The organism is Sphingopyxis sp. Q841 (genome assembly GCF_052384365.1).
In the GTDB taxonomy this organism is placed as follows: domain Bacteria; phylum Pseudomonadota; class Alphaproteobacteria; order Sphingomonadales; family Sphingomonadaceae; genus Sphingopyxis; species Sphingopyxis terrae_A.
The window spans coordinates 923,075-935,562 of the sequence record NZ_JBQSUM010000001.1 but is presented as its reverse complement, the minus strand read 5'-3'; the positions used below and the strand labels follow the sequence as shown (position 1 = coordinate 935,562).

Sequence of the window (12,488 nt, the reverse complement as noted above, 5' to 3'; positions counted from 1 at the left end):
CATGGCCGAGCGTCAAAACGAGAGTGTGGCAACAAAGGTCGCGCCCTACGGGGCCGATGCCATTGCGCGCGCTGCGGAGCTTGTCGCGGCAGGGCGGCCGGTCGCGGTGCCGACCGAGACCGTCTATGGGCTTGCCGCCGACGCGCGCAACCCGCAAGCCGTCGCGCGCATCTATGCCGCGAAGGGGCGCCCCGATTTCAACCCGCTGATCGTCCATGTCCCCGACTTGGCGGCGGCCGAGCGACTGGGCGTGTTCGGCGCGACCGAGCGGGCGCTCGCGGCGGCGTTCTGGCCGGGGCCGCTGACGCTGGTGGTGCCGCGCACGGCCGATTGTCCGGTGGCGCGTATCGCGACGGCGGGGCTCGATACCATCGCGCTGCGTGTGCCGGAACACCGCGCGATGCAGGCATTGCTCGCCGCGACTGGCGCGCCGCTCGCCGCGCCGAGCGCCAATGCGAGCGGCCGCGTGAGCCCGACCAAGGCGGAGCATGTGCTGGCGAGCCTCGACGGCCGGGTCGCGCTGGTGATCGACGACGGCGCGACGCGCGCCGGGGTCGAATCGACGATCGCGCGGGTGAAAGACGGCGCGGCCGAGATGCTGCGGCCGGGGCCGGTGACCGCCGCGATGCTGGGCGCGGCGAGCGGCCTGCCGGTGACGGGCGTTGCGGGACCGGAGATCGTCGCGCCGGGGATGCTCGCCAGCCATTATGCGCCAGGCAAGCCCGTGCGGCTGGGCGCACACGACTTCGCGGCGGACGAATATGGCATCGGCTTCGGCGCGCTGGCCGGCGACTATAATCTGAGCGCGGCGGGCGACCTGACCGAGGCTGCGGCGCATCTGTTCGATGCGCTGCACGCGGGGGCGGCGAGCGCGAAGCCGCGCATCGCGGTGGCGGCGATCCCGGCCGAAGGGCTGGGCGCGGCGATCAACGACCGGCTGGCGCGCGCGGCGGTCTAGGCAGCCGCCGGCTCGATCGGATCGAGCTGCGGGGTCTTGCGCGCGACGATCAGGCAGGCGGCGACGATCAGCAGCGCGCCGGCGATGGTCGGCAGCGTCACCGGTTCGGCGTAGAAATACCAGCCGAACATCATCGCCCAGAGGAAGCCGGTATATTCGGTCGTCGCAAGGATCTGCGCCTCGGCGCGGGCATAGGCCCAGCTCAGGAGCAGCAGCGAGATCGTCGCGAGAATCGCGGCGCCGACGATGTGCGGCGCATGGGCGCTGCCCGGCGGCAATGCGAACCACGGCGCGCCGAGGCCGAGGAACAGGGTGACGAACAGATTCTGGTAGAAGGCGATTTCCATCGGTTCGGCCATCTTGGCCTGCCGCCGCGCGAGGATGAGGTTGTAGGCATAGAAGATCGCCGACAGGAACACCGCACCGACCGCGAGCAACGCCTCCGCCTCATATTGCCCCTGTCCGAGCTTGCCCGCGACGATGACCACGACGCCGACCAGCCCGAGCAACGAAGCGGCGATCGATCGCGGGCCGATCTTCTCTCCCAAGAAGATCGCCGCCATGTAGAGCGTCATCAGCGGCGCCACGAAGGCAAGGGCGATCGCTTCGGCCATCGGCAACCGCGCGAGCGCCCAGAAGAAGGTGATTGCCATCCCCGCGACGAACAGCGCGCGCACCGCGTGGATCTTCATCGTCGCGGTATCGGGCCAGGCGGCCGGTCGAGAGGCGAGGTAGAGAAGGCCGCTAAACAGGGTGCCGGCGCCGGTCCGCCAGAGCACGGCATTATAGGCGCCGATGTCGATCGACAGCCCCTTCATCAGCACATCCATCGCCGAAAAGGTCGCGATCCCCGCGCAGGCGATCAGGAAGGGGATGACGGGCGAGGGCGAATCGGGGCGCATGGGTGGTGCTGTAGAGCCGGATGACATGGGTTGGAATCGTCATTGCGAGCGACGCTAAGCAATCTCAAGCTATCGGCCTTGTACAAGGCCGATAGCTTGAGATTGCCGCGTCGCCTTCGGCTCCTCGCAATGACGAGCTGAATAAGTCGAGCGGCGCTTTCTAATCGATCCCGTCGGTCCCGCGGATGAAGGCCGCGGCGTCGTCGTGCATCTCGCCGAGCAGCGCGGGGTTCACGTAAACCATGTGGCCCGAGGGGTAATATTTATAGACTATGTTCGCCTGCAATTGCTTGGGTACGGGCAAGTGCGCGAGTTCGTAGCGGCCGGCGAAATAGGGCGTCGAAATGTCGAAATAGCCGCCCGTTACCAGCAGCTTCAGCTTCGGATTCTGCTTCATCGCGACCGCCAGGTCGGGGAGGACGTTGGGGAGCGCGATCAGCGGCTGGCCGGCGCCGGGCGGCTGGTGCCTGTAATCCCAGCTGCCATAGACATCGAGCCCGCCTTCATAATGCTTGCCTGCGCCATAGCCCAGGGTGCCGCGGACATAATCGTTGAACGCGGCGGTGTAGGCGGCGCCGATCGCGCTGCCCTGCGGATCGTAGGATGCGGTCTTGCTCAAGGGATCAAGCGTTGCCCCGGTGAAGCGGGTGTCGAGCGTGCCGGTGGTTTCGCTCTTGTCGGCGAGCAGCTCCTTTTGCAGCGCGCCATATTCGATGCGCAAATTGGTCTTGAGCAGATAGTCGACCGGCAGGCCGGTATATCCGTGGAGCCTGGCCGCCATCGCCTGTCGTTCGGCATCGGGCAGGTTATTGCCCTTGAGCAGCGCGAGCGCATAGTCGCCGGTCGCAAAGGCCTCGACCTCTTTCAAAAACGGCGCGAGCTCGCGTCCCGCGCCCGCGCGCTTGTGATACCAGGCGGTCGCGGCATAAGTCGGTAGCGAGACGATATAGGGAAGGTCCACCCCCGGATTGACTTGCGGATCGTCGGGAACGAGATCCCAGTTCAAAATGTCCGAAAGCAGGATCACGCCGTTGAGGTCGATGTCCTGCCGTTGCAGCGCCAGCGTCATCCCGGCGGCGCGCATCGTCCCATAGCTTTCGCCGTAAAGATATTTGGGCGATTTCCAGCGGCCGTATTTCGACAGGAAATCGCGGACGAAGACCGTGAAGGCGTGGATATCCTGATCGACGCCGAACCATGCCTTTTCCTTGTCCTTGCCGGCGACGCGGCTGAAGCCGGTGCCGGGGGCATCGATAAAGACGAGGTCGGAGACGTCGAGCAGGCTGTGCTCGTTGGGAACGGTGCGATAGGGCGCGCTGCCATGAGCAAGATCGGGGGTTTCGACGCGCTGGGGGCCATAGGCGCCCATGTGGAGCCACAAGGTCGGCGATCCGGGCCCGCCGTTGAACAGAAAGGTGATCGGCCGCGTTTCGGCGGGCGCGCCCTCTTTGAAATAGGCGGTGTAGAACATTGAGGCTTCGGACGCCGGAACCTCGGCGGCTGCATCCTTGTTGCGCTTGCGTTCGATGGCGACGGTGTCGTCCCAGCCCCTGGGGTGGACGATCAGCGTGCCCGCGACGGCGCGATAGGGGATGGCGACGCCGCCGACCTCCACCGAACCGCGGCTTTCGACCTCGGTGGGGGTGAACATCGGTTCGTCGGGGGCGGGACTCTCGGCGGCTGCGCGCGGTTCGCGCGACTGCGCCGTGGTACAGCCGGCGAGGGTGAGCGCGAGCGCGGCGGCGGCCATGAATTTCATACGGTCGATCTCTGCATTAGGTCGTCATTGCGAGCGGAGCGAAGCAATCCAGGGTGGTTTGCACTACTCTCGATTGCCACGTGGCTCCGCCGCTCGCAATGACGAGAAGGGCCTATCGGAAAGTCGCCTGCCCCGCGCCGTCGATGTTGAGTTTCTGACCCGAGCAATAGGGGTTGGCATCGCTGACGAACCAGAGCACCGCCGCAGCGACGTCGGAGGGATCGGACACGCGGCCGAAGGGGAATTTGGCGTCGAGATGGTGAATGTCCGGATTACCCGTGATCGCCTGCGCCAGTCGTTCGCCCATGTCGCTGATCGTCAGGCCCGGAGCGACAATATTGACGCGCACGCCGTTCCGCAGTTCTTCCTTGGCAAGCGCGAGGGCGAGCGCTTCGCCCGCGACCTTGGCCATGGTGTAGGGCGCGCTGTTGGCGCTGTGCTGGAGCGTGGCGACGCTGGAAATGACGATCACGTCGCTGCGCGCATGCTGGCGAAGCTGCGGCAGCGCGAGGCGGCTCAGCCGGTGCGCGCCGACCGCGTGGACGGCAAGGAGTTTTTCGACCTCGGCGGCGTCGGTGTCGGCGACCGTCCGGCCGCGGCTGGCGATGCCGGCATTGTTGATGAGGATCGACATCGGCCCGAAATCATCCTCGATCGCAGCGACCATCGCGGCACTCGCCGCCTCGTCGGTGACCGACGCCTGATAGGCCTTGGCCTTGCGGCCGAGCGCCTGGATCGCCGCGACGGTTTCGGCTGCGGCGTCCGCGTCGCGGGTGTAGTTGACCGCAACGTCGGCGCCCGCCCCGGCGAGCGCCAGCGCGATGCCGCGTCCGATCCCCCGCGATGCCCCGGTGACGAGCGCGGTGCGACCGCCAAGGTTCATATCCGCCATCAGTTTTCCTCTCCCATAAGTTCGTTATAGATGTCGTCGTCGCTGCGGCTCGCGGCGTTGCGCCATCTGGGCGCCGCCTTGCGGTTGAGCACGCGGCCGTCGCCGTCGAGGATCGCGACGGTCGGGGTGCCCTTGATCTTGAAGCGGAAGCGCGCCGGAACCTCGGGATGCCGGACCAGGCCGGCGTGCGGCATCCCGACATCGGCGAACACGACGATATAGCGGCTCCGCACCGGGGCGAACCGATCTGTCGCGAGCAGATTGGCGAGCCACGCGCTGTCGTGGCAGGTGCCCGTCCCCATGACGAGCAGCACGTGCTTGCCCGCTGCTCTGGCGGCAGCGAGCGCGGCGTCGATGGCGGCCATCGGATCGTCGTCGGGATGGAAAGCGTCGGTCTTGTAAGGTTCGGCAAAACCGGGCATCGCGCGCGCCGCCGCTGCGGCGGAAAGAGGGGATGTCAGAGCGAGCGCGGCGGCAAGCGCGAGGGCGAAGCGGCGGGTCATCGCGCGACGGTAGCAGCGCGCGCGAAGAATCGGAATGACGTTTCCGTCAACGTAAGCTAGCCTGATCGGCATGAGCTGGAAAAAGGAAGTCGACGAGCTTTCCGCGCGGCGCGCGATGGCCGAAAAGATGGGCGGCGAAGAGAAGGTCGCGCGCCAGCACAGCCGCGGCAAGATGGACGCGCGCGCGCGGCTCGCCGCGATCGTCGATCCGGGCAGCTTTCGCGAGATCGGCAAGATCGCGGGGCGGGGGGCTTATGGCCCCGACGGCACCCTTGAAGACCTCGCCGCGTCCAATTTCATCTTCGGGCGGGCCAATATCGACGGGCGGCCGGTGGTCGCGAGTGCCGACGATTTCACCGTGCGCGGCGGCGCGGCCGATGCGGCGCTGCACCGCAAGTTCATCCAGTGCGAGGCGATGGCGCACGAATATCGCCTGCCGCTGATCCGCATGATCGACGGCACCGGCGGCGGCGGGTCGGTGAAGACGCTGGAGGATATGGGCTATACCTATATCCCGCACGTACCCGGCTGGGACGAGATCATCGCCAATCTCGATGCCGTGCCGGTCGTCGCGCTGGCGCTGGGGCCGACCGCAGGACTGGGTGCCGCGCGCGTCGTCGCGAGCCACTACAGCGTGATGGTACGCGGGCTGTCGCAATTATTCGCGGCGGGGCCCGCGGTCGCCGCGGCGATCGGCGACACGCTCGACCGCGAGGAGCTGGGCGGGGTCGACGTCCATACGCGCAACGGCGTCGTCGACGACGAGGTGGCGTCCGAGGCCGAGGCCTTTGCGCGGGCGCGCTGGTTCCTGTCCTACCTGCCGTCGTCGATCCATGAGCGCGCGACGCGGACGCCGTGCAGCGACCCGGTCGTCCGACGCGACGAGGCGCTGCTGTCGGTCGTTCCGCGCGAGGCAAAGCAGGTCTATTCGATGCGGCGCATCGCGGGAGCGGTGTTCGACCAGGGCAGCTTCTTCGAAATGGGCGCGCGTTGGGGGCGAGCGGTGATCACCGCATTTGCGCGATTGGACGGTTATCCGGTCGCGGTGCTGGCGAGCGATCCCACCTATCTGGGCGGATCGTGGGACGCCAAGACGAGCGAGAAGGCCGAGCGCTTCGTGAAGCTCGCCGACCAGTTCCGGCTGCCGATCGTCCATCTGGTCGACAATCCGGGCTTCATGATCGGCGGCGAGGCCGAGCGGACGGGGACGATCCGCTATGGCGTGCAGGCGATGAACGCAATCTACCGCGCGAGCGTGCCGCTGGCGTCGGTTGTGGTGCGGCGGGCCTATGGCATCGCGGGCAGCGCGATGTCGAACGCCGAGCGCTTCCAGTACCGCTTTGCGTGGCCCTCGGGCGACTGGGGCAGCCTGCCGATCGAGGGCGGGGTCGAGGTCGCGTACAAGAGCGAGCTCGAGGCGGCGGAGGATCCAGCGGCGCATCTGGAAGCGATCCGCGAACGGCTCAACCGCGTCCGCTCGCCGTTCCGCACCGCTGAGAAATTCGGGGTCGAGGACATCATCGATCCCAGGGATACGCGGCCGCTGCTTTGCGAGTTCGCCGAGCTGGCGTGGCGGGTGCTCGATTAAGGCGTTTCAGCCCTCCAGCTTCTCCCGAAACCGCCGGCTGCCGCGGAGCATCTCGCCGCTTTCCATCTCGACCTCGAAATCGCCGCTCTTATGTGTGACGACGCGCCGGACCGCCTGTTTGCGGACGATGCGTCCGCGGTGGATGCGGACGAAACCCGCGTGGGCCAGTTCGGCTTCGATCGCGCTCAATGTCGCGCGGTGGAGCAGGCGCTGGCCACGCCATGCGATCTCGACATAATTGCCCGCTGCGGTGACATGCTCGATCTCGGCGACCGGCAAGTGGTGCGTTACCGATCCGTCGCCGACCGCGAGCGTCGTCGGCGCGACGATTGCGACCGGCGGCATGGCGTAACGGTCGATCAGCCACTGCATCAGGAACATGAGCAGGATCAGCTCGGCATAAGTCGCCAGATCCTTGCGCAATTCATAGAAGACCGGCGTCCCGTCGGGCGATTCAAAATGATAGGTGCCACCCGATAGCCGCCACGCGAGCATGCGAAAGCCGACCATCAGCGCGATATGCGCGAGCGACACAGGAAAGGCGAGCGCGGCATGGATCGCGACCGCCGTGCGCCAGCCGAAGCGCGGTGGGCGGACGGTGCGGACGCTGAACCAGCAGACGATCATCATCAACGCCCAGGCGAGCAGACTGGTGCTTTCGTAAGTCCATGCGGTCGCCGCGGTCACATCGACGCCCGCCGCGCGGCGGTCGGCAAGATAGGAATAGACGTTCGAGGTGATACGGATGAGTCCGTAGGCAAGCAGCGCCCCGAAGGCGAGCAAGGTCAGCGCGCGCGGGCCGAAACCGCTCGTCCCGGTCGCGCCGCCGCTCGTCCCTCGCCCGTCCTTCTCCGTCACATCGGCTCCGCAATTCGTCCCGCCGCCGTCGCCCGGCTGCCGCCATCCCGATTAGCGGCTGCGGCGGGGCCCGGCAAAGGAGATTTGGGTATGGTGACGACACGGCATTATGGGATGGACTGGTTGCGCATCGGCGCGTTCGCGTTGCTCATCCTCTATCATATCGGGATGTATTTCGTGCCTTGGGGGTGGCATGTCAAAACGCCGCATCCGATGGACTGGGTGCAAATCCCGATGATGGCGACGAACAGTTGGCGATTGCCGCTGCTCTTCCTCGTGTCGGGTTATGCCAGCGCCGCGCTGTTCGCCAAGCTCGGCGGCGCGGGGGCATTCCTGCGGTCGCGTAGCGCACGGCTGCTGATCCCGCTCGCCTTCGGGATCATCGTCGTCATTCCGGTGCAGCCGTGGATCGAGTTGGCGACCCAGCATGGTTATGCGCATGGTTTCGGCTACTTCTGGGTCCACGACTATTTCCGCTTCGGAACGCTCGACGGGATCGTGCTGCCGACGTGGCAGCATCTGTGGTTCGTCGTCTATCTGTTCGCTTACACGCTGCTCGCGGTCGCGGCTCTTGTGCTGGTGCCCGAGCGGGCGCGGACCAAGATCGCCGATGGTGCGGCGCGGTTGTGTGGCGGCTGGGGGTTGCTGATTGCGCCGCTCGCTATATGGCTCGCCATCCTGTTCGCCTTTCCTGGCTATCACGAGACGCACGCGCTGGTCGACGACGGGCCGAACCATCTCCATTACCTGGTTCCCTTCTTTATCGGCTGGCTACTTCGCGAGCGGCCGGTGCTTTTCGAAAGCGTCGCGCGCCGCTGGCCGGCGGCGGCGCTGCTCGCGGTCGCCGCCTATGGCTATATCGCCTGGGCGATGTGGAGCACGCCGGACGAAGGCCCGGTCCCGGCGGGAATCGTGACGATCTTCATGGTCGTGCGACTGGTGCAGGGCTGGGCGACGATCGTCGCGCTGGTCGGGATTGCCGACCGCTTTGCGAACCGCGACCATCCAAGGCGCGCCATGCTCGCCGAGGCGGTGTTCCCCTTTTACATCATCCATCAGACGATCATCGTCGTCGTCGGCTGGTGGCTGTTGCAGGGGCAGGTCGCGGCGTTGCCGGCCTTCCTGATCCTCGTCGCGGCGACGGTCGCGGGATGCTGGGCCTTTTATCTCGGCGGACGGCGGATCGACTGGCTGCGGCCGCTGATCGGGCTTCAGCGCCGCGCGTGACAGCGGCGCGGCTTTGTGTCAGCTTCCCTGCAAGAAAAAGGGGAGGCTGACATGCAGATCGTTAGAGGATTGGCGGCGATCGTCGGGGTCGCGATGGTGCTGATGGGCTTGCTGTGGATATTGCAGGGACTCGACATCGTGCGCTGGCCCGCGAGCAGTTTCATGCTGGGCGACATCGTGTGGACGCGCAACGGCGCAGTCCTGGCGGTGCTGGGCGTCGTCCTGATCTGGGTGGGGCGCAAACGCGCCTGATCATCCATCGACTACAATTGTAGTTGATCTGTATTGCAGATATGATACAGCTTCGTCGGACGGCGCGGCGCCGGACGGGGACCGGTCGCGCCGAATATCCTTTCGATGGAGACCGATATGATGCCTGGCCGTTTTCCCCTGTCCCTGCTGTTGCTCGCGGCGAGCCCCGCGGCACTAATGCTGCCTATACCCGCCGCGATGGCGGCCGATGCCGGTGCGGCGGTGCCGTCCGACGTCGTCGCCGAACATTATGCCGCGCAGCTCCAAGCCAATTATGTCTATCCCGATATCGGCAAGCGTTACGCCGCTGCCCTGCGCGCCGGGATTGCGGCGGGGCGCTATGCCCCCCTGACCGGCGCGGCGCTCGCCGAGGCGCTGGGCGCGGCGGTGCAGGGCGTGTCGCCCGACGGGCATCTGCGCGTGAAGCCGCCCGAGGGCGCGGATGCGGCGCCCGGAACGCCCGCCGCGCCGCGCCCGCAAAAGCCCGCGATCGAACAGCCCGGCTGGATCGCGCCGGGCATCGCCTTCATCCGCTTCAACGTCTTTCCGGACGACGCGGCGGTCACGCAGGCGGCGGCGCAGTTCATGGCCGATCACGCCGACGCCAAGGCGATCATCTTCGACATAAGGTCGCACAATGGCGGCGGGATCGAGCAGATGGACGTCATCTTTCCCTGGCTGTTCGCCAAGCCGACGCGGCTCGTCGCGATGGCAACGCGCGCATCGGTCGACGCCGAAGGCGGCTCGCCGATTGACGGCATTTCCTCGATGCGGCCGGTCGCAGGCGACCCGGCCATGGTGACGCGCGAACATTGGGCGATGCCGAACGGCGACCCGCGGCTGACGCAGGCGAAAGTCTATGTGCTTACGTCCGGCGCGAGCGCGTCAGCGGCTGAACATTTCGCGCTGGCGATGAAGGCGAGCGGGCGCGGGGTGCTGATCGGCGCGCCGACCGGCGGCGCCAATCATTTCGGGCGCGGCGAAGAACTGGGCGGTGGTTTTACCGCCTTCATCCCGGTCGGGCGGACCTATGATCCGGCGACGGGCAAGGATTGGGAAGGCGCAGGGGTGCAGCCCGATATCGCGGTTCCGGCTGCGGCGGCGCTGGAGCGCGCGCTGACCGAATTGGGGATTGCGCCGGGCGAGGCGAAGCGCCTGTCCGACGCGCACATGCCGAGCTGGCCGATGGAGCGGCGCCGCCGCCCCGGTGCGTCAGGCAGCTGACGGCGCAGCGCGGGCGAGGGCGGGAAGCGCGTCGCCATCGACGCGCATCACCGTCCATTCGTCCATCATCCGCGCGCCGAGGCTATGGTAGAAGCCGATGGCGGGGGCGTTCCAATCGAGCACCGACCATTCGAGACGCGCGCAGTCGCGCTCCACGCAAAGCTGCGCCAGATGCGCGAGCAGCGCCTTGCCGAGTCCGGCGCCGCGCGCTTCGGGACGGACGAACAAATCTTCGAGATAGATGCCCGGCTTGCCCTCGAAGGTCGAAAAATTGTGGAAGAAGAGCGCGAAACCTTGCGCCACGCCATCGACCTCGCCGATCACTACTTCGGCATAAGGGCGTTCGCCGAACAGCTTGGCACCGAGTGTGGCGTCGTCGAAGCGGACTTCGTGGGCTAGCTTTTCATAGTCGGCGAGCGCGCGAATCAAGTCGGCGATCAACGGCAGGTCGGCGCGGGTGGCGGAGCGTATGGCAAGGGTCATGCCGGCGCTTTGTCGGGCAGCAGAGCGGTTGTCAATTTTCGGGGGCGGGGATGTCTGGAAACGACCGATACTGTTGAAAAGTCGGCCGCCGCACGGCGCCCGTCGAATTTTAGTAATAATGATTCATGAAGTCTCGACTGCGCGAACGATCGATGCGCATAGGTAAATAACTTGATTCCAATATTGCCCGCCAAAACCCCTTTCGGACTTTTTCAACAGCATCGACCGATTGCGGACATTGCAGCTTCCGCTACGCTATGCGGATGACAGAATGTCCAGATACCGAGGCAATCGCGGAAGCGTGGATAGCCGAGAGACTTGCAAACCTCACGGTCGCTCAAGGAGAGCCCATTGAGGTTGAGTATACAGATTTGCTCGATGGACTGATATTCGCGCAACCCTCTATGGCATGGGAGGCCCTCAAAAACATCTCACGCGATGAGCGGGTAGACCCGGTCGACGATGTTTTTGGAATGGGGCCGCTCAGCTCGTTCATTTTTCAGTGCGGCGTCGACTTCCGCGAAGAGATTCATGATTTCTGGAAGCTAAATTACAGATTCCGAGAGCAATATAAGATGGTGGTGTTTAGGGATATTGCTGAGGCAATCATTGCGCCAGACAGCATTGTGGGTGCTGCCTAAAACGTATGATATATCAATGTCAGCTTTCCACGGTGGGTTCAACGGGTCGCCGCAACACGCTCGGCGAACATTTCAGCTGGTGTCTGGTACATCAAGGTTTTTCTTGGTCGCTCGTTGAGCTGGCGAGCGATGGCGCTGAGTTTGGCCTGGCTGTGCAAGGAGAGATCGGTTCCCTTGGGCAGGTACTGGCGCAGCAGGCGATTGGTGTTTTCGTTGGTGCCGCGCTGCCACGGGCTTTGGGGATCGCAAAAATAGACTTCGACCTCGGTAGCCAAGGTGAAGCGCCGCGGTGATCGGCAAGCTCCTTGCCGCGGTCCCAGGTCAGCGACTGATAGAGCTCGCGAGGCAGTTTGCGCGCCTGTTTGATCAGGGCCGTGACGACGCTGGCGGCATCCTTGTTCGCCACCTTGGCCAGGATCACATAGCGCGACTGGCGTTCGACCAGCGTCACGATATGGCTGTTTCGCGCGCCCGAGATGAGATCGCCCTCCCAATGTCCGGGCACGGCGCGGTCCTCGACCGAAGCGGGGCGCTCGCTGATCGATATCGCATCCTTGATTTGGCCAAGCCCGTCGCGCTTCAAGCTGGCGTGTCGCGAGCGGCGGATCGTGCGCTTCGCCCGCAGATGCTCGAGCAACTGCTTCTTCAGGACGTCGCGCGCCTGGATGAACAGGCTTTTGTAGATCGTCTCGTGTGACACGCGGTGCTGCTCTCCGTCGGGAAAGCCGCGCTTTAGCCAGCCAGCGATCTGCTCGGGTGACCAACTGCGGCGCAGCTTGCGCGATACTGTTCGGCGCAAGGCGGGATAGCAAGCCAGCTTGCACCGCTTGGGCCGCAGCGCGCGGTCCCACGCCGCCTGATCCGAAACGGTCCCGCGATACCGATCGCGACCGCCACCCCGCCCGACCTCCCGACTGATCGTCGAAGGCGCCCGACCAAGCTCGGCTGCGATCGCTCGGAGCGAGCGGCCGGCGACAAGGCCTCTTGATATCTCCTCGCGCTCGCTCAGGCTGAGCGATCGCTCCGACCGCTTGCGCTCCGACGGACGAATGCCGCCCGACGGCGACAGCACCGAGAAAATCGACGACGACTGCCGATCAAACCGCCGCCCGATCGAACTCATCGACTCCCCGCGCTGCCACCGGTCCCAAATCTCGGATCGCTGTGCCGCCGAGTAATAAATCCGCTGACGCTGCTTCAT

The 12,488-nt window shown here is 65.7% G+C and carries 12 protein-coding genes and 1 pseudogene; 6 read left to right on the top strand and 7 right to left on the bottom strand.

Annotated features, from left to right (window positions below; translation table 11 throughout):
- Window position 1: 1 nt before the first annotated feature.
- Window positions 2-958: an L-threonylcarbamoyladenylate synthase gene (locus tag ACT17R_RS04660; protein ID WP_062900729.1), complete on the top strand. Its 957-nt coding sequence runs from the start codon at window positions 2-4 to the stop codon at window positions 956-958.
- Here ACT17R_RS04660 and ACT17R_RS04655 read toward each other — a convergent pair.
- From ACT17R_RS04655 to ACT17R_RS04640, 4 genes are all read right to left on the bottom strand, one after another.
- Complete coding sequence (locus tag ACT17R_RS04655; RefSeq protein ID WP_062900728.1) at window positions 955-1,860, bottom strand: DMT family transporter; 906 nt, start codon at window positions 1,858-1,860, stop codon at window positions 955-957. The two genes, ACT17R_RS04660 and ACT17R_RS04655, sit on opposite strands and share 4 nt — an antisense overlap.
- A gap of 160 nt (window positions 1,861-2,020) precedes the next feature.
- On the bottom strand, window positions 2,021-3,619 hold the full coding sequence (locus ACT17R_RS04650) for a S10 family peptidase (protein WP_444809059.1): 1,599 nt from the start codon (window positions 3,617-3,619) through the stop codon (window positions 2,021-2,023).
- 112 nt (window positions 3,620-3,731) lie between these two features.
- Window positions 3,732-4,511 carry an SDR family NAD(P)-dependent oxidoreductase gene (locus tag ACT17R_RS04645; protein WP_062900726.1) on the bottom strand — a complete coding sequence of 260 codons (780 nt, stop codon included), beginning with the start codon at window positions 4,509-4,511 and terminating at the stop codon, window positions 3,732-3,734.
- On the bottom strand, window positions 4,511-5,014 hold the full coding sequence (locus ACT17R_RS04640; protein ID WP_444809058.1) for a thioredoxin family protein: 504 nt from the start codon (window positions 5,012-5,014) through the stop codon (window positions 4,511-4,513). Before ACT17R_RS04640 ends, ACT17R_RS04645 begins: the two co-directional genes overlap by 1 nt.
- Before the next feature lie 70 nt (window positions 5,015-5,084).
- Here ACT17R_RS04640 and ACT17R_RS04635 point away from each other — a divergent pair, with 70 nt between their 5' ends.
- Window positions 5,085-6,602, top strand: a complete 1,518-nt coding sequence (locus ACT17R_RS04635; RefSeq protein WP_444809057.1) for an acyl-CoA carboxylase subunit beta — start codon at window positions 5,085-5,087, stop codon at window positions 6,600-6,602.
- 6 nt (window positions 6,603-6,608) lie between these two features.
- Here the strand turns inward: ACT17R_RS04635 and ACT17R_RS04630 are convergent, their stop codons facing one another.
- The gene (locus ACT17R_RS04630; protein ID WP_062900723.1) at window positions 6,609-7,460 is read right to left on the bottom strand and encodes a LytTR family DNA-binding domain-containing protein; all 852 of its coding nucleotides are present in this window, start codon (window positions 7,458-7,460) and stop codon (window positions 6,609-6,611) included.
- 90 nt (window positions 7,461-7,550) lie between these two features.
- Here ACT17R_RS04630 and ACT17R_RS04625 point away from each other — a divergent pair, with 90 nt between their 5' ends.
- From ACT17R_RS04625 to ACT17R_RS04615, 3 genes are all read left to right on the top strand, one after another.
- Window positions 7,551-8,687, top strand: a complete 1,137-nt coding sequence (locus ACT17R_RS04625; protein ID WP_186402561.1) for an acyltransferase family protein — start codon at window positions 7,551-7,553, stop codon at window positions 8,685-8,687.
- A gap of 51 nt (window positions 8,688-8,738) precedes the next feature.
- Entirely contained in the window at window positions 8,739-8,939 is a 201-nt protein-coding gene (locus ACT17R_RS04620; RefSeq protein WP_062900721.1) for a hypothetical protein, read from the top strand.
- A gap of 117 nt (window positions 8,940-9,056) precedes the next feature.
- Entirely contained in the window at window positions 9,057-10,163 is a 1,107-nt protein-coding gene (locus tag ACT17R_RS04615; protein WP_444809056.1) for a S41 family peptidase, read from the top strand.
- On the opposite strand, the gene ACT17R_RS04610 is transcribed toward ACT17R_RS04615, so the two are convergent.
- Entirely contained in the window at window positions 10,152-10,646 is a 495-nt protein-coding gene (locus tag ACT17R_RS04610; RefSeq protein ID WP_062900719.1) for a GNAT family N-acetyltransferase, read from the bottom strand. The genes ACT17R_RS04615 and ACT17R_RS04610 overlap by 12 nt on opposite strands.
- 263 nt (window positions 10,647-10,909) lie before the next feature.
- Here ACT17R_RS04610 and ACT17R_RS04605 point away from each other — a divergent pair, with 263 nt between their 5' ends.
- Window positions 10,910-11,287: a hypothetical protein gene (locus ACT17R_RS04605; protein ID WP_062900718.1), complete on the top strand. Its 378-nt coding sequence runs from the start codon at window positions 10,910-10,912 to the stop codon at window positions 11,285-11,287.
- Between the two features lie 38 nt (window positions 11,288-11,325).
- On the opposite strand, the pseudogene ACT17R_RS04600 reads toward ACT17R_RS04605, so the two are convergent.
- A pseudogene (locus ACT17R_RS04600) lies at window positions 11,326-12,488 on the bottom strand (IS30 family transposase).